At 71.1% G+C, this 16,777-nt stretch carries 11 protein-coding genes; 8 read left to right on the top strand and 3 right to left on the bottom strand.

Translation table 11 applies throughout. The features are described from left to right. The first annotated feature begins 33 nt into the window (after nt 1-33). The 3 genes from GWK25_RS27000 to aspA all read left to right on the top strand — a co-directional run bounded on the left by GWK25_RS27000 (nt 34) and on the right by aspA (nt 3,549). The gene (locus tag GWK25_RS27000) at nt 34-699 is read left to right on the top strand and encodes a haloacid dehalogenase type II (RefSeq protein ID WP_055520529.1); all 666 of its coding nucleotides are present in this window, start codon (nt 34-36) and stop codon (nt 697-699) included. 48 nt (nt 700-747) lie between these two features. After that, on the top strand, nt 748-2,031 hold the full coding sequence (locus GWK25_RS26995; RefSeq protein ID WP_215453832.1) for an FAD-binding oxidoreductase: 1,284 nt from the start codon (nt 748-750) through the stop codon (nt 2,029-2,031). Nucleotides 2,032-2,133: 102 nt separating this feature from the next. Continuing rightward, nucleotides 2,134-3,549, top strand: a complete 1,416-nt coding sequence (gene aspA, locus GWK25_RS26990) for an aspartate ammonia-lyase (RefSeq protein WP_215453830.1) — start codon at nt 2,134-2,136, stop codon at nt 3,547-3,549. A 387-nt stretch (nt 3,550-3,936) separates the two neighbouring features. On the opposite strand, the gene GWK25_RS26985 is transcribed toward aspA, so the two are convergent. Together GWK25_RS26985 and GWK25_RS26980 are read right to left on the bottom strand one after the other, a co-directional pair. Beyond that, nucleotides 3,937-4,620: a haloacid dehalogenase type II gene (locus GWK25_RS26985; protein WP_215453829.1), complete on the bottom strand. Its 684-nt coding sequence runs from the start codon at nt 4,618-4,620 to the stop codon at nt 3,937-3,939. Nucleotides 4,621-4,992: 372 nt separating this feature from the next. Beyond that, nucleotides 4,993-6,207, bottom strand: coding sequence for a CdaR family transcriptional regulator (locus tag GWK25_RS26980; protein ID WP_215453828.1), 1,215 nt, complete (start codon nt 6,205-6,207; stop codon nt 4,993-4,995). A gap of 627 nt (nt 6,208-6,834) precedes the next feature. Between GWK25_RS26980 and GWK25_RS26975 the strand changes: the two genes are divergently transcribed. Then, nucleotides 6,835-8,655, top strand: a complete 1,821-nt coding sequence (locus tag GWK25_RS26975) for a phosphotransferase (RefSeq protein ID WP_251829057.1) — start codon at nt 6,835-6,837, stop codon at nt 8,653-8,655. On the opposite strand, the gene GWK25_RS26970 is transcribed toward GWK25_RS26975, so the two are convergent. After that, nucleotides 8,580-9,995, bottom strand: coding sequence for a family 2B encapsulin nanocompartment shell protein (locus GWK25_RS26970; protein ID WP_215453827.1), 1,416 nt, complete (start codon nt 9,993-9,995; stop codon nt 8,580-8,582). The two genes, GWK25_RS26975 and GWK25_RS26970, sit on opposite strands and share 76 nt — an antisense overlap. A gap of 391 nt (nt 9,996-10,386) precedes the next feature. Between GWK25_RS26970 and GWK25_RS26965 the strand changes: the two genes are divergently transcribed. From GWK25_RS26965 to cobM, 4 genes are all read left to right on the top strand, one after another. Beyond that, entirely contained in the window at nt 10,387-12,165 is a 1,779-nt protein-coding gene (locus GWK25_RS26965) for a VanW family protein (protein ID WP_215453825.1), read from the top strand. A 356-nt stretch (nt 12,166-12,521) separates the two neighbouring features. Continuing rightward, nucleotides 12,522-14,603: a SpoIIE family protein phosphatase gene (locus tag GWK25_RS26960; protein ID WP_215453823.1), complete on the top strand. Its 2,082-nt coding sequence runs from the start codon at nt 12,522-12,524 to the stop codon at nt 14,601-14,603. A gap of 122 nt (nt 14,604-14,725) precedes the next feature. Continuing rightward, nucleotides 14,726-16,021: a precorrin-6y C5,15-methyltransferase (decarboxylating) subunit CbiE gene (gene cbiE / locus GWK25_RS26955; protein WP_215453822.1), complete on the top strand. Its 1,296-nt coding sequence runs from the start codon at nt 14,726-14,728 to the stop codon at nt 16,019-16,021. Then, nucleotides 16,018-16,767, top strand: a complete 750-nt coding sequence (gene cobM / locus GWK25_RS26950) for a precorrin-4 C(11)-methyltransferase (protein WP_215453821.1) — start codon at nt 16,018-16,020, stop codon at nt 16,765-16,767. Before cbiE ends, cobM begins: the two co-directional genes overlap by 4 nt. The last annotated feature ends 10 nt before the right edge of the window (nt 16,768-16,777 follow it).

Below are 16,777 nucleotides of genomic sequence, written 5' to 3'. Positions count from 1 at the left end.
GTTGAGAGAACCGCGAGAGCGAGGCTGGACACCATGCGAGAGATCGTCACCTTCGACGCCTACGCCACCCTGATCAACTTCGAGCTCGGTCCCACGACCCTGAAGGTCCTGGAGGACCGGCTCGACCTGGACAACCTGGATGTCGACGAGTTCCTCGACGACTTCCGCGTCATGCGCTTCCAGGCCGTCCTGGAGGCATACCGCCCCTACCACGAGGTCCTGCACTCCAGCCTGCGCAACGCCATGCGCCTGCACGGCCTGGAGTACCGCGAGACCGACGGCGAGGCCCTCGTGGACGCCGTTCCCACCTTCGGCCCCTGGCCGGAGGTCCCGGAGGCCCTGCGGAAGCTGAAGACCAAGTACGAGATCGCCATCATCTCCAACTCCGACGACAACCTGATCGCGCGGAACGTCGAGAACATCGGCGTCGAGTTCGACTACGTCATCACCGCCCAGCAGGCCGGCGCCTACAAGCCGGACCGCCAGACCTTCAAGCACGCCTTCCGCACCATGGGTGTCGACTCGTCGCAGGTCATCCACGTCGCCCAGGGCTGGGAGTACGACCACATCCCGACCCGCGACCTGGGCCTGAAGCGCCGGGTGTGGATCAACCGCTACGGCCGCAAGGGCAGCGCCGACTACCAGCCGTACGACGAGCTGCCCGACCTGTCGGGCCTGCCGAAGCTGCTCGGCTGCTGACCGACGTCACCACGGCGAAACAGACCGAGAACACAGAGGACGCACGCCATGAAGCAGATCCCCTACTGGATGGACACAGCCCCCGCCCTGCCCGACCGTTCCGGGAAGGACCTGCCCGACGAGGCGGATGTGGTGGTGATCGGCGGCGGCCTCACCGGCCTGTCCACCGCTTACCACGCCGCCCGCAAGGGTGCCCGGGTCGTCCTCGTCGAGAAGGACCAGGTCGGTTCGGGCGCCTCCGGGCGCAACGGCAGCCACTGCAACCCCGGCATCACCATCAGCCCGGCCCAGGCCCGCCAGCGCTACGGACAGGAACGCGCCCGCGAGCTCTACGACGCCTTCCGCGATGCGGTGGACGTCGTCGAGGAGATCGCGGTCAGGGAGAAGATCGACTGCGACTTCCACCGTGCCGGGCGCCTAGGCCTGGTCTGCAAGCCCAAGCACCTCGAGGGCATGCACGCCAAGCAGCGCGACCTGGCCGAGAACTTCGGCCACGAGACGGTCGTCCTGAGCAAGAGCGAGCTGCGCGCCGAGCTGGGCTCGGACCACTACCACGGCGCCCTGCTCGACCCGCTCGGCGCAGCCCTGCACGTGGGCAAGTTCGTCGTCGGCCTGGCGGGCGCCGCCGAGCGTGCCGGTGCCGAGATCCACGAGCGCAACGCCGCCACCGGCCTCACCCGCCTGCCCGGCGGCGGCTTCGTGGTGGAGACCATGCGCGGCACCATCCGTGCCAAGCAGGTCATGGCGGCGACGGACGCCTACACCGACACTTCGATGCCGTGGTTCCGCAAGCGGCTGATCAACGTCGGCAGCTTCATCATCGTCACCGAGCCGCTGGGCGAGGCGCGCGCCAAGGAGCTCATCCCCAACGGCCGCCTGCTGGTCGCCCACAAGAACGTCGGCAACTACATCCGTCTCACCCCCGACAACCGCCTCGCCTTCGGCGGCCGGGCCCGTTTCGCTCCCTCCAACCCGGCCTCCGACGTCAAGAGCGGTGACATCCTCAAGCGGGAGATGACCGAGATCTTCCCGCAGCTGGCGGGGGTGCGCATCGACTACGTGTGGGGCGGCATGGTCGGCTTCTCCTGGGACCGCATCCCGCACGCGGGCGAGGAGAACGGCCTGTACTACTCCATGGGTTACTGCGGCCACGGCGTGCAGATGGCCACGTTCATGGGCCGCGCGGTCGCCGAGATGATGGACGGCAACCCCGAGGCCAACCCGATGCGCGGCTTCGGCTTCCCGAAGGTGCCCGTCCCCTTCTACAACGGCACTCCCTGGTTCCTGCCGTTCGGTGGCGCCTACTACAAGGCGAAGGACCGCCTCCTCTGACCGGGCGCCGCCGCCGATGACGTCGCGGGGGCCTTGACCGCGGCGAAGCGAGAGGCCCCCGCGACCCCCATGGACGCCCCCTGAGAGAAGGCCCGTACACCCATGACCGCCGCCGCAGTCAGCCGCACCGAACACGACCTGCTCGGAGACCGTGACGTCCCCGCCGACGCGTACTGGGGCGTCCACACCCTGCGCGCCACCGAGAACTTCCCCATCACGGGCACCCCGATCTCCGCCTACCCCCACCTCATCGACGCCCTCGCCGCCGTCAAGGAGGCCGCCGCCCGCGCCAACCGGGAACTCGGGCTGCTGGCGCCGCAGAAGGCCGCCGCGATCATCGAGGCCTGCCGGGAGATCCGCTCCGGCAAGCTGCACGAGCAGTTCGTCGTCGACGTCATCCAGGGCGGCGCCGGCACCTCGACCAACATGAACGCCAACGAGGTGATCGCCAACCGGGCGCTGGAACTCCTCGGCCACGCCAAGGGGCACTACGAGTTCCTGCACCCCAACGAGGACGTCAACCTCGGCCAGTCCACCAACGACGTCTACCCGACCGCCGTGAAGATCGCGACCGTGTTCGCGGTGCGTGAGCTGCTCAAGGCGATGGCGGTGCTGCAGGACTCCTTCGCCCGTAAGGCAGTGGAGTTCCGCGATGTGCTGAAGCTGGGCCGCACCCAGCTCCAGGATGCCGTGCCGATGACGCTCGGCCAGGAGTTCTCCGCGTACGCCGTGATGCTGGACGAGGACCGCTCCCGCCTCGCCGAGGCCGTGGAGCTGGTCCATGAGATCAACCTCGGCGCCACCGCCATCGGCACCGGCCTCAACGCCCCCGCCGGCTACGCCGAAGCGGCCCGCCGCCACCTCGCCGAGATCACCGGGCTGCCGCTGGTCACCGCCGCCAACCTCGTCGAGGCCACCCAGGACTGCGGCGCCTTCGTGCAGATGTCGGGCGTGCTCAAGCGCATCGCCGTCAAGCTCTCCAAGAGCTGCAACGACCTTCGTCTGCTCTCCTCCGGCCCGCGCGCCGGCCTCAACGAGATCAACCTGCCCCCGGTGCAGGCCGGTTCGTCGATCATGCCCGGCAAGGTCAACCCGGTGATCCCCGAGGTCGTCAACCAGGTCGCCTTCGAGGTCATCGGCAACGACGTCGCCATCACCATGGCCGCCGAGGCCGGACAGCTCCAGCTCAACGCCTTCGAGCCGATCATCCTGCACTCCCTGTCGGAGTCCATCACGCATCTGCGCAACGCGTGCGTGACGCTGGCCGAGCGCTGCGTGGACGGCATCACCGCCAACACCGAGGCGCTGCGCCGCAGTGTGGAGAACTCCATCGGCCTGGTCACCGCACTGAACCCGCACATCGGTTATACGGCGGCCACCGACATCGCCAAGGAGGCCCTCGCCACCGGCCGGGGTGTGGCCGAACTCGTCCTGGAGAAGGGCCTGTTGCCCGCCGAGACGCTCGCCGAGCTGTTGCGGCCCGAGGCCGTGGCGGGCAGCGGCCAGGCGCTGGCCTGACACGGAACGAACATAAGACTCCACCAGGTCAACGCCGTGATCACCGGAGCATCGAGCGGCATTGGTCAGGCCGTCGCCCGGTAGCCATTCGGACGATCTCTACCCCTTCCCGCACCGAGTGCAAGCGCGGTTGCGGCGTTTCGATCGTGGATCCGGGCCCCGGCGTGTTCGGCGGCCCCGGCGTGTTCGGCGGCCTCGGCCAGGTCGCGCTGCTTGGCCGAGTCCTCTCGAAACCGCCGGAGCCGCCTTGTCCTTCTCGACGAGGACGACGCGGGCCACCCTGAGCGCCCCGTGGGAGGCGGTGGACGTGCCGCGGCAGCATCCACTTCATGGCGTACGTCCTCGAGTCCCCCTGTCGTCCAGGGGCGTTGGCCCGGGTCCCGGCTTTCAGCAGCCGAGCAGGGCCGGCAGGCCGGACAGGTCGGGCAGCTCGTCGAAGGGCTGGTAGTCGGCGCTGCCGCGGGCTCCCATGGAGCCGTTGTGGCCGTAACGGTTGATCCACACGCGGCGAGCGAGGCCGAGGTCGCGCGTGGGGATGAGGTCGTACTCCCAGCCCTGGGCGACGTGGATGACCTGGGCGGGGTCGATGTTCATGGCCTGGAAGGCGTACTCGAAGCTCTGCCGTGACGGCTTGTACGCCTTGGCCTGCTGGGCGGTGATGACATGGTCGAACTCGACGCCCATGTTGGCCAGGTTCTGGGCGATGAGGTCGTCGTCCGTGTTGGAGATGATGGCGATCTCGTACCGGGACTTCAGCGCCTCCAGGGCGGCCGGGACCTCCGGGTGGGGGCCGAAGGTGGGCACGGCAGCGACCAGGGCCTCGCCGTCGGACTCCCGGTACTCCAGGCCGTGCAGACGCATCGCAATCTCCAGGCTGGCGGGAAGCAGCTCGCGGAAGGGGCGGTATGCCTCCAGGACGGCGTGGAACCGCATGACGCGGAAGTCGTCGAGGAACTCGTCGACGTTCAGGCGGTCCAGGTCCAGCCGGTCGGCCAGGACCTTCAGGGTGGTGGGGCCGAGCTGGAAGTCGACCAGGGTGCCGTAGGCGTCGAAGGTGACGATCTGGCGCATGATGTTCAACCTCTTTCCGGGCATATGGGGCGTTGGGGCGGCGGCCTGTCCAGGGGGCATGAGGGCTGAGGGGTGCCCCAGGGGCCGCCGCTGGAGGGCGGGCCCCCGGACAGGCCGGGGACCGCGAACGCTGATCAGGTGGTGGGCGGCAGCGTCATCACTGCTCCGATGCGATGAACCGGTCTTCGGCTCACGGTGTTGCGTCAGTGAAGCACCGTGGAGAATCCGGCAACAAGGGACGCGAGGCCGCGAGATCGACCGCGTATTTTGTGCCTGTGCACAATTTCTGCGGGTCTCTGACCGCCGCGCCTCGGCTCCACCTCTCCCGGTCGCGGCCCCGGCGTTGCCTCGCCCCGTCCATGGACCGGTGGATCAGGACATCGCCCGGAAGCGGGCGCCCGCGTCCGTCTCCAGCCAAGCCAGGGCGAGGACCAGCCGGGCGGCGTCGTTCGGTCGGGACAGCTTCAGCCCGGTCGCCTCTTCCGCAGCCTGCAGGCGATTGCCGACCGTGTTCCGGTGACGGTAGGTGCGTGCGGCCACTTCGGCGACCGAGCCCAGGCCGAGGTACCAGCGCAGGGTCTCGACGATGCTGTCGCTGTCGCGCAGCTCGAGCAGTGGGCGCAGCACGCCGGTGGCCATCGCACCGGTGAGCTCCTCCTGCGCCGACATGATCGCCCCGATCCAGTGGCCCTCCACGTGCCGTACGCCGGGCTGCGCGGAGCTGCGGATCGCGGCACGTGCGAAGCGGATGCCCCGCGCCGTCAGCGCCAGGCCGGGGACTTCCGCGACGCCGCAGCGCCACGGGGCGAACGGCCGGAGCATGGCGAGCATGGCCTCTTCATCGTGCCGTCCGTGACCGATGATGCCGAGGAGCTCGTCACCCATCCATCCGAAGTGACGTACCAGGCCGCCCCGACGCAGCGCATCGTCGACCTGGGACACCGCCGGGTCCCCGGTGGGAACGGATTCGACCACGACCACGGTCAGGGCGACGTTCTCGGAAAAGCCCAGCAACGCAGAGGCCTCGGCGACGGTGGAGGGATCCTGCTCCCCTTCCAGGACCAGGCGGCTGAAGGCGCGGTTGCGCACCTCCGTACGACGGCTCGCCAGGTCGCGCTCGGTGCGGCGGTAGGCGTCGACGACCTCGACGCTGTTGGCGTCCGTCGCCTCCCAGACACGGATCAGCCCGTCGAGGAACTCGGGATCGGCGCTGATGCCACGTGCTCGCCCCTCTGCGAGCACGGCCTCCCACAGGGTCCTGAGGTCCAGCTGGAAGGAGTGCATCAGAGCGGTCAGGGGGAACGCCTGCTCCGCTCGCTCGCGTCCCACGTCCTCGGTGGCGCGCGAGACCGTCCGGGGCACGGGACCGCCGGCCAGCCGGGTCAGGGCGAGTTCGAGGGTTCGGCGCATCCCCTCCCGTTTCTGGACCGGGTCCCAGTCCGCCGACGCGTAGGCGGGCTCCTCGGCTTCCAGTTGTTCGAGAGCGCGAGTGGTCAGTTCGTCGAGTCGTTCCTCGAGGAGCCGGCGCGCGATCGCCTGCACGGCGTCGTTGCGGGCCTCGCCCCGACGGCGTCCCGGGCCGCTCATGAGGACCGCCTCCCTCGACGACAGCCGTCACCGGACGGAGCGGGGGCCGTCGCCGGGTGATGCCGCGGACATGCCGCTGGGGCCCCATGACAGAAATTGTGCACAGGCACAAAATACGGGGTCGAGGTCGCGGCCTCGCGTCCCTTGTTGCCGGATTCGCCGCGGTGTTTCATCTGACGCATCACCTCGGGCTGGAGTGGACCGGTGACATGACCCCGCACTTGGAGTAGCTATGGCACTTCCGTGATCACCTGATCCCCAGTCCGTCACCTTGAGCAGGCGCGGCTGAGGGTGGAGCGTTCCTCGGTCGGTGTCGGCGGTTCGCCAGGCGGAGGGGGACCGAGACCACCTGGAACCGCCCAGAGACTACGCCGAGCTCAAGGCGAGGGTCGAGCACCAGAGGACACCGCTGGAGCCTGCCGAGCCGCTGCGCATGGTGCTCGCCGCCAACGTCACCGGGACGCCATGACCGCCACCGCGTGAGCTGATGACCCGCCTCGACGAGCGCTCCGCCTTTGACGGACTGCCCGCTTCGGACCTGACCGTCGACCAGGTGTGGAAGAGCGGTCCTGGCCCGGGCCCACGGGGCGTGATGAGCGACCTGACGACGAGAGAGAGAACGCACCGATGACCTCAGCGACCACCACCGGCCAGGACGGAACGACCATCACCGGTCACACCGGCCCACTGCCAACCTCGCTCCTCGATCAGGTGCTGCGGCAGTCCTTCGGGCTCGAGGGATACGTCCAGCACCCACTGGGAGGGGAGATCGACCAGAACGTCCGTATCACCGGCCCCGACGGCATGCGCCACTTCGTACGGGTCACTCGCGCGGAGCCGGACTCGGCCGACGTCCTCTGGCAGAACTCGCTCTTCCACCATCTGGCCGCCACCGTTCCTGACCTTCCGGTGCCGCGGCTGGTACCGACACGCGAGGGGAAGTTCCTTGCCACCGTCGTCCACGAGGGCCGAACGCACGTGGTTCGCGTGATGAGCTGGCTCGAGGGCCGGGTCCTGGCGGAACTCGACGACCACCCCGCGGCGCTTCTGCGCCAACTGGGAGAAGCCGCCGGGCGGTTGAGCCTCGGGCTCTCCGGCATGGAGCCACCGGTGGGCGTCGAACCGCACGACTGGGACATGCGCCGGGCCGCTGAGATCGTCGAGGCGTCGCTGCACGCCGTACAGGACGCGGACCGGCGGGAGTCGGTACGCACCATCATGGGCTGGTTCGACGATCTCCTGCCGGCATGGGACCGACTGCCGCGGAGCGTCGTACACCAGGACCTCAATGACGCCAACGTCCTGGCCGACGCCGACGAGGACGGGGTGCTGCGGATCTCGGGCATCGTCGACCTGAGCGACTCGCTCCACAGTGTGCGCGCGGCGGAGGTGGCGATCGCGGCGGGCTACGCCATGGTCCGCAAGGCCGACCCGCTGGCCGCGGCGGCCGAAGTCGTGGCCGGCTTCCACTCGGTGCTCCCCCTCACGGCTGAGGAACTGGCGGCGGTCTATCCGTTGGCGGCCGCCCGGCTGTGCATGAACGCCGTGACGTGGACGCGCCGGGTCGCCGAGAGCGACACGCCGTACGGGCGGAGCCGCATGCGGCACACGTGGCCGGCGATCACGCAGGTGGCCGAGATCTGCCCCGACGTCGCCGAGGCGACGTTCCGGGTCGCGTGTGGGCTCCCCCCGACGCGGGAGCAACGGGCTGTGGAAGAGTTCCTGGCAGAGGCGGCCCGAGACGGTGCCCCGCACGCACCGGCCCCGCAGCTGCTCGACCTGCGACCGGCAAGTGATCTCTACGACGAAGTCGACTGGCACGACGCGACGGCGATGCGCGCGAGCGTCGACGACGTCCTCGACGGTCGACGGCGCCCGGGCTATGTGCCTCACCTCAGCGCATCGCTGCTCCTGGGGGGCCGGCGCCGTCCAGGAGCCGACGAGCCCGCGACGGTCCAGGTCGGCGGCTCGCTGATCCTCGCAGACGCCGAGGAGGTTGCCAGCCCGCTGCCCGGCGTCGTCGAAGCCCGCGGTGGCGCCGGGATGCCGTTGGTGCTGCGACATGCGGTCGAGGGGCTGGAGTTCTGGACGTGCTGGTGGGGGCTCGACGACGCGCCGCCCGTCGCGGCGACGGTACCGGCCGGGGCGCCGCTCGGACGCGCCGCCGCGAGCGAGGAGAAGGACCCGCTCGGGTCCTGCGTCCAGGTACAGGTCCACCGCACCGCGCGGATGGCCACGTGGCCGCCGCCTCGTGCCGTGCCGCCGTCCGCACGGCAGGTGTGGAGCCACCTGTCACCCGACCCCGCCCCTCTTCTCGGGTTCACCGAGTCCGCGCGGAACCGTGTGGACGGGCGGACCGGGGGAGACCGGATTCAGCGAGGCCTGGCCGCGATCTGCACGTTCTCCAGCACACCGAGGGCGTCGGGCAGGAGAACCGCGGCGGAGTAGTAGGTGCTGACGAGGTACGAGATGATCGCCCGTTCGTCGATGCCCATGAACCGCACGGAGAGGCCCTCTTCGTACTCGCTCGGGAGCCCTGTCTGCCGTAGGCCGATGACGCCCTGGTTCTTCTCGCCGGTGCGCATCGCGATGATGGAGCTGGTCTGCTCCTTGCTGATCGGGATCTTGCCGCAGGGCAGGATGGGCACTCCGCGCCAGGCGGGCACGGACTGCCCGCCGAGGTCGACGTGGTCGGGGTGTAGACCACAGGCGTTCAGGCCACGTCCGATGGCGGCGATCGTCCTGGGGTGGGCGAGGAACAGTTTGGTGCCGCGCCGTCGGCAGAGCAGGTTGTCCATGTCGTCCGGGGTCGGCGGGCCGGAGCGGGGTTGGATGCGCTGCTTGAAGTCGGCGTTGTGGAGCAGCCCGAACTCACGGTTGTTGATCAGCTCGTGTTCCTGACGTTCCCTCAGTGCCTCTACGGTGAGCCTGAGTTGCTCCTCGCTCTGGTTCATCGGACCGTTGTAGAGGTCGCCGACCCGGGTGTGGACGCGCAGAATCGTCTGTGCGACGGAGAGTTCGTACTCGCGCGGCTCCGGTTCGTAGTCGACGAAGGTGCCCGGCAGGTCCGGCTCGCCGACGTGACCGGCCGACATCGTGATCTCGGCCTCGCCGTGTTTGTTCTGCCGCCGCCGCGCGCGGGAGCCGAACGCGTCGACATGGGCCCGGAGGTGGGGCGCGGAGTCCTGGACGGCGGCGAAGTCGGCGCGGGAAAGGGTGAGGAGGGTGCCCGCGGTCTCGGCGGTGAACGTGCTGTCGTGGCGGACGCCGGAGTCCGTCAGCGCCTTCTCGCCGAAGTGCTCGCCGTCCGCGAGCACCTCGACGGCGACCTCGTCGCCGTACGCGCCCTCGGAGGTCCGGCTGATCCGGCCGTGGGCGATCAGCTGGATCCGGTCCACGGGGCTGCCGCGCTCGGCGATGACTTCGCCCGCCGCGAAGTCGCGCTGTGAGCAGCGGTCGGCGAGTGCGGTGAGGACGTCCGTGTCGTCGAATCCGCGCAGCAGGGCCAGCTCGCCGAGCTCCCGGGGGATCACCCGGACCGTGGCGCCGTCCTGGACGAACTCGACGCGCCCGTCGCCGAGGGTGTGGCGCAGCCGTCGGTTGACCCGGTAGGTGCCGCCTCCGGCCTCCACCCAGGGCAGCATCCGCAGCAACCAGCGGGAGGTGATCTCCTGCATCTGCGGAGCGGACTTGGTGGTGGTGGCGAGGTTGCGGGCGGCGGCGGTGCTCAGGGCCTGCCGCGGCGCGTCGGGCGGGGTCCGAGCTTCCGGGACGCTGTCGACGGACATCGGGGGCTTTCTCCTTGCGCGACGGGTCGTCCGACGCACACGGGTGCGCCGACCGGGAGACAGGGAGGGGTGGGCAACGAACGGGACGGATCACGGCGAATCCGTTCACCTGCGAAAAACCTAGCTCCCGGATCGGCCGCAGCCCCCAGGCAGACGAGATGCTTACCTCGAAGCAGTGACAATCGGTGCAATGGTGTTTATCGCTCCGTGATGTGTCTTCGCCGCGAGGGACGGCGGCCGGCCTGGACCGTTCCCAGAAAAAGTGCGCGTGATCTGCGACATATGATCCGATCACCCGTTATGGGTAGCTTGAGGTGCTTGCCCCGTCCGTGGTGGTGTGCCGTCGGGCCCGCCGCCCTCCGATCCCCGGTCCGGGAGACCCATGCGCCCCATGCGCCCTCGAATAACCTCCGTACCGCCCCTCGCCCTGGCGAGCGGTGCGCTGACCGTCGGTGTCGGCGGCCTGTATCTGGCCGGCCTGCTCGTCATGGGGGGTGAGATCGAGGCGGGTACCACCGTGAGCGGGGTGGACATCGGCGGCCTCAGCCGCACGGAAGCCATCCGCAAGCTGGACGACCGGCTCACGGCGGCCGGCTCGCGGCAGCTGCCCGTGAAGGTCGGCGACCGTGGCGCGACCCTCGACCCTCGGCAGGCCGGACTCTCCTTCGACGTCGAGCGGACCGTCGACCGGGCGGCGCGCACCGCCGACGATCCGGTCGGCCTGATCGGTGGCCTCTTCCGTTCGGGCGGCGCCATCGAACCGGTCGTACGCGTGGACGAGAGCAAGGCCCGCGCCGCTCTCGGGAAGCTGGCGGGGACCCTTGACCAGCGGGCCCGCGACGGGGCCGTGACCTTCGAGGACGGCCGGGTCGAGCAGGTCGCTCCGCACCGGGGCTACGCGCTGGACGTGGACGACGCGGTCGGCACCCTGCGGACCTCGTTCCTGCGCGGCGCGGCGGACCCGGTGGGCGCGGCGGACCAGCCCACGGCCCTGCCCGCCCATGTGACCGAACCGAAGGTGGAGGCGCCGGAGGTGCGCCGGGCGGTGCGCGAGTTCGCGCGACCGGCCATGTCGGCACCTGTCACCCTCACCGCGGGCGGCAGCCGGTTCACGGTCGCCCCCGCCGTCGTGGGCGAGCACCTGACGATGCGGCCGGACGACTCCGGCAGGCTGGTCCCGAAGCTCGACGCCAAGGGCCTGCGCTCCGCCCCGGCGGTGGCGGGCCCCCTGGCCGGCGTCACCGCCACGGCCGAGAACGCCGTACTGGGGCTGGACGGTGACCGGGTCGTGGTGGCGAAGGACGCCCGGCCCGGCGCAGAGATCACCGACCAGGCGCTGAGCGGCGCCGTGCTGCCGCTGCTCACCGAGACGGGCGCGGCCCGTACCGGGGAAGTGGCCGTACGGCGGATCCAGCCGGAGGTGACCCGGGAGAACGCGGCGCGGCTGGGCCTGACGGAGAAGATGTCGTCCTTCACCGTGAACTTCGAGAAGGCCCCGTACCGCACGAAGAACATCGGCCGGGCCGCCGAACTCATCAACGGCTCCCTCGTCAGGCCCGACGAGACCTGGAGCTTCAACCGCACCGTGGGGCAGCGCACCGAGGCCAACGGATTCGTCGAGGGCGTCATGATCCTCGACGACCAGTTCAGGAAGGCGGCAGGCGGCGGTGTCTCCGCCGTGGCCACCACCATGTTCAACGCGATGTTCTTCGCGGGGGTCAAGCCGGTGGAGTACGGCGCCCACTCCTTCTACATCGAGCGCTACCCCGAGGGCCGCGAGGCGACGGTCGCCTGGGGCAGCCTCGACCTCAGGTTCACCAACGACTCCGGCAAGGCCCTCTACATCCAGGCCGAGTCCACCGACACCTCGGTGACCGTCACGTTCCTCGGCACCCGGAAGTACGACGAGATCAAGTCGGTGAAGGGCCCCCGGACCGACGTGAAGCCGCCGGCCAAGAAGGTCAGCACCGACGAGAAGTGCGTGCCGCAGACGCCGCTCGAAGGTTTCGACGTCACCGTCGAGCGGGTCTTCTACGACGCGGGCAAGGAGGTGAAACGGGAGCCCTTCCGCACCCACTACACCCCGCGCGACGAGATCACCTGCGAAGTCCCGGAGAAGAAGGAAGCCCAGGAGAAGGAACCCGAGGGCGACCGGCCCGACAACGGATAGGCGGGCGTCGGCGGCCTGACGACGGGAGCGGCGTCCGTGGCGGCCCGAGAGCGGACGGGCGGCGGCCGGCGGGCGGGGATGGGCGGAGGCCGGCCCGAGAAGAGGAGCCGACGCCCGCTCCCCTCGTGACGGAACAGGCGCCGCCCCCGGCGGAGGGTCCGTGGCCGTGGACATGGCCGGCCCGGGGTCGCGGTCGCGGGCGCGGCGGAGGGTGGTTCACGGGCGCTGTCCGCCGTGGGGACGTCTCCGGCGCGTCCGTGCGGGCGTGCGGTCTCCTGTTCCGGGAGGTATGACTGACAGGGAGCCCGGCGGACGGGGTGAGCGCACCCTGTGCTGCCGCCGGAAGGAGCCCCGGTATGCCTGAGGAAGAAACCCGGAGCGGGAGCGGTGGGCAGGACCGCATCACCGCCGCGCCGGGCGGGCTGCTGGATCTGCTGCGGGTGGCGGCCCTCGTCCTGGGCAGTGACGGCCGGATCGTGCTGTGGAGCCCCGAAGCCGAGTCCCTGCTCGGCTTCAGCGCAGCGGAAGCGCTGGGACAGGACGCGGGCGCCCTGCTGGTGGACCCCGAGCACCGGTCCCTGGCGCACGACCTGTTCGACCGCGTGCGCACCGGCGCGCGCTGGGCCGGCGTCTTTCCGGTGCGGCACAAGGACGGATCCACCCGGCGGGTGGAGTTCCGCACCATGCAGCTGCGCGACACCCGGGGCGACATCCACGCCCTCGGCCTGGGCACCGACGCCGACACCGTGCGCGACGTGGAGCGGGACCTGGCCCTCTCCCACATCCTGGTCAGCCAGTCGCCCGTCGGCATCGCGGTCTTCGACACCGATCTGCGGTGGGTGCGGGTCAACCCGTCACTGGAACGCATCAACGGCGTCCCCGAGAAGGCCGTGCTGGGCCGCCGCGTCGGAGAGGTGCTGCCCGCCCTCGATGTGGAGGCGATCGAGTCACGCATGCGGCGGGTCCTGCGCACCGGCGAGCCGCTGCTGGACCAGCAGACGGTGGGCAGGACGGCCGCCGACGGCGAGGAACACGCCTACTCGGAGTCCTACCACCGCATCCAGGACGCCAATGGGCGGGTCCTGGGCCTGGCGATGGCGATCATCGACATCTCCGAACGGCAGCGGGCGATGACCGAGGTGGCGAAGGCCCGCGAACGCCTGGCGGTGATCGCCGACGCCGGTGTCCGCATCGGCACCACGCTCGACCTGCGCCGGACGGCACAGGAACTCACCGAGGTGGCCGTTCCGCAGCTCGCCGACCTCGCGACCGTCGACGTGCTGGACTCCGTGGTCAACCCCGGCGGCACGGCCGCGCCGCGCACGGACGGCTCCCTCGACTTCTGGGCGCTCGCCCTCAAGGCGAACCGTCCCACCGACGCGACCGAGGCTCCCGACCCGGTCGGGGAGCCCGCTCACTACGGCCCGTCCCGGCTGGTCACCCAGTGCGTACGCGAGGCGCGGCCGATCCTGCTGGAGTGCGTGGACGACGCGGCGATCCGGCGCATCGCCCGGGACGAGGACGCCGCGCAGGCGTTGCGGCGAGCCGGTGTCCACTCCTGTCTGGTGGCACCGCTGATGGCGCGCGGCGAGGTCCTGGGCACGCTCAGCCTGTACCGCACCACCGGGCCCCGGCCCTTCGACGACCAGGACCTCACCCTCGCCACCGAGCTGGCTGCGCGCGCCGCCATCTGCATCGACAACGCGCGCCTGTACGGACGGGAACGCGACATCGCGCTCACCCTCCAGCGCAGTCTGCTGTCCCAGGAACCACCGCAGCACAGCGGCATCGAGGTCGCCTCCCGCTATGTGCCCGCCGTCAGCGAGGTGGGCGGGGACTGGTTCGACGTGCTGCCGCTCAAGGACGGCAAGGTGGGCCTCGTCGTCGGCGACGTGATGGGCAAGGGCGTGCACGCGGCGGCGATCATGGGCCAGCTCCGTACGGCCACCCGAGCGCTCGCCCGGCTCGACCTGCCGCCGGCCGAGCTGCTGCACCACCTCGACGACCTCGCCACCTCCCTCGGCGACCCCGACACCCTGGCCACCTGCCTCTACGTCGTCTGCGACCCCCGGCACGGGCGGTGCGAACTCTCCCGCGCCGGCCATCTGCCACCGGTCCTGGTCGACCCGGAGGGAAGAGCGGAGCTCCTCGACGTCGCCGGCGGGGTGCCGCTCGGAGTGGGCGGCGTGCCGTTCACCGTCGAGGAGCGGGAGCTCGCCGAGGGGGCGCTGCTCGTCCTGTTCACGGACGGTCTGGTGGAGAGCCGCGTGACGCCCGTCGCGGCAGGGCTGCAGCGTCTGCTCGGACTGCTGGGCGACGCCGGACTCCCTCTGGAGGAGACCTGCGACATGCTCCTCGGCGCCCTGGACCGCGAGCGCAACGACGACGTGGCACTGCTCCTCGCCCGCCGCGGGGGCCCGCGCCCTCCGGTCACTTGAGGAGCCCGGCGCACGAGGGCGCGTCCGACGAACCCCCGGGCACAGGCGCGCAGGTCACCGCCCAGTAGAGTGCGCCTCTGTCGTCCCCGAGAGCCGCCCACGAACCGTCGAGGTACCCCGCAGTGACCCCCGCACGACCAGGACCGCCGTACGCCGTCACCGTCGTCGGGCTCGGCGCCGACGGCTGGCGAGGCATCCCGGACGCCTCCCGGGCCGCCCTGCGCGACGCCGAGATCCTGATCGGGGGCCCACGCCAGCTCGACCTGCTGCCCCCGGAGTGCGCGGGCGAGCGGATCGCCTGGCCCTCGCCCCTGCGTCCCGCCGTCCCCGCCCTGCTCGCCGCACACTCCGGCCGTCGCATCGCCGTCCTGGCCAGCGGGGACCCCATGTTCTACGGCATCGGCCGCGCCCTCGCCGAGGAGGCCGGTGACCGGCTGCACGTCCTTCCGCATCCCTCCTCCGTCTCGTACGCGGCGGCCCGCCTCGGCTGGCCACTGGAGGACGTCGAGGTCGTCACGCTCGTCGGACGGCCCACGGCCCGGCTCGCCGCCGCCCTGCACGACGGACGCCGGCTGCTGGTGCTGAGCGCGGACGCCGGGACGCCCGCGGACGTGGCCGCCCTGCTGCGGGACCGCGGCTTCGGTCCGAGCCGGATACGCGTCCTGGAACAGCTCGGCGGAGAGAAGGAACGGGCGGGCGAGGTGAGCACCGCCGACGACTGGGCGGTACACGCGCACCCGCCGGGCGACGCGCTCAACCTCGTCGCCGTCGAATGCCGTCAGAGCCCCGACGGCCTCCGGCTCGGCGCCGTCCCCGGCCTGCCGGACGAGGCGTACGAGCACGACGGACAGCTCACCAAACGGTATGTGCGCGCCGCCACGCTGGCCGCGCTCGCCCCGGCCCCCGGCGAACTGCTCTGGGACGTCGGCGGCGGCTCCGGCTCGATAGCGATCGAGTGGATGCGCACCCACCCCTCCTGCCGGGCCGTCACCGTCGAACGCGACCCCGTACGGGCCGCACGCATCACCCGCAACGCCGACCGGCTCGGCGTGCCCGCACTGCGGGTCGTCACCGGTGCCGCGCCCGCCGCCCTGGCCGAACTGCCGCCGCCGGACGCCGTGTTCATCGGCGGCGGACTCACCGCGCCCGGCCTCCTCGACGCCTGCTGGAGCGCGCTGCCCGCCGGGGGACGGCTGGTCGCCAACACCGTGACCCTGGAGTCCGAGGCGCTGCTCGCCGACGCCCACCGTCGCCACGGTGGGGAGCTGGTACGGCTCGCGGTGGCGCAGGCCGTGCCCGTCGGCGGCTTCACCGGGTGGCGGCAGGCCATGCCGGTGACCCAGTGGGCGGCACGCAAACCCTTCGCCCCCCTCGATCCCCCCGACACCGTCCACACCGCTTCGGAGGCAGACAGATGACCGTGTACTTCATCGGCGCCGGCCCTGGTGCCGCCGACCTGATCACGGTCCGCGGCGCGCGCCGGCTGGCCGCCTGCCAGGTCTGTCTGTACGCCGGCAGCCTCGTCCCGCGTGAACTGCTGGCCGAATGCCCGCCGGACGCGAGGCTGGTGGACACCGCCCGGCTCGACCTCGACCAGATCACCGCCGAACTGGTCCGTGCGCACGAGGAGGGCCACGACGTGGCCCGGCTGCACTCCGGGGACCCCTCCGTGTTCAGCGCGGTCGCCGAGCAAATGCGGCGGCTGGACGCGGCCGGTGTGCCGTACGAGGTGGTGCCGGGGGTTCCCGCGTTCGCCGCGGCGGCGGCCTCCCTGAAGCGGGAGCTGACCGTGCCGACGGTCGGCCAGACCGTCATCCTCACGCGGATCGCGCAGCGTGCCACGGCCATGCCGGACGGCGAGGACCTCGCCACGCTCGGCCGCAGCGGGGCGCTGATCGTGCTGCACCTGGCCGCGCGGTACGTGGACCGCGTCGTCGAGGAGCTGCTGCCGCACTACGGCGCGGACTGTCCCACGGCGGTCGTCGCGTATGCCTCGCGGCCTGAAGAGGTGATCATCCGGGGCACGTTGGACGAGATCGCCGGGCGGGTGAAGGAGGCGGGTGTGCTGCGCACGGCTGTGATCATGGTCGGGCGGACGCTGGGGGCTTCGCAGTTCCGGGACAGCCACCTGTACTCGCCGGGGCGGGATCGGCACGAGTGCTGAGGAGAGGGGG

This window comes from Streptomyces sp. ATCC 21386, assembly GCF_018728545.1.
Taxonomy (GTDB): domain Bacteria; phylum Actinomycetota; class Actinomycetes; order Streptomycetales; family Streptomycetaceae; genus Streptomyces.
The sequence above is the reverse complement of the archived record's forward strand: the minus strand, read 5'-3'. Positions and strand labels throughout refer to the sequence as shown.

Excerpts from the sequence above, each read along its gene's own strand:
- GWK25_RS26965 (WP_215453825.1), top strand. The coding sequence starts at position 10,387 with ATGCGCCCTCGAATAACCTCCGTACCGCCCCTCGCCCTGGCGAGCGGT.
- GWK25_RS27000 (WP_055520529.1), top strand. The coding sequence starts at position 34 with ATGCGAGAGATCGTCACCTTCGACGCCTACGCCACCCTGATCAACTTC.
- GWK25_RS26980 (WP_215453828.1), bottom strand. The coding sequence starts at position 6,207 with ATGAGCGGCCCGGGACGCCGTCGGGGCGAGGCCCGCAACGACGCCGTG.
- GWK25_RS26975 (WP_251829057.1), top strand. The coding sequence starts at position 6,835 with ATGACCTCAGCGACCACCACCGGCCAGGACGGAACGACCATCACCGGT.
- GWK25_RS26995 (WP_215453832.1), top strand. The coding sequence starts at position 748 with ATGAAGCAGATCCCCTACTGGATGGACACAGCCCCCGCCCTGCCCGAC.
- GWK25_RS26970 (WP_215453827.1), bottom strand. The coding sequence starts at position 9,995 with ATGTCCGTCGACAGCGTCCCGGAAGCTCGGACCCCGCCCGACGCGCCG.
- GWK25_RS26985 (WP_215453829.1), bottom strand. The coding sequence starts at position 4,620 with ATGCGCCAGATCGTCACCTTCGACGCCTACGGCACCCTGGTCGACTTC.
- aspA (WP_215453830.1), top strand. The coding sequence starts at position 2,134 with ATGACCGCCGCCGCAGTCAGCCGCACCGAACACGACCTGCTCGGAGAC.
- cobM (WP_215453821.1), top strand. The coding sequence starts at position 16,018 with ATGACCGTGTACTTCATCGGCGCCGGCCCTGGTGCCGCCGACCTGATC.
- GWK25_RS26960 (WP_215453823.1), top strand. The coding sequence starts at position 12,522 with ATGCCTGAGGAAGAAACCCGGAGCGGGAGCGGTGGGCAGGACCGCATC.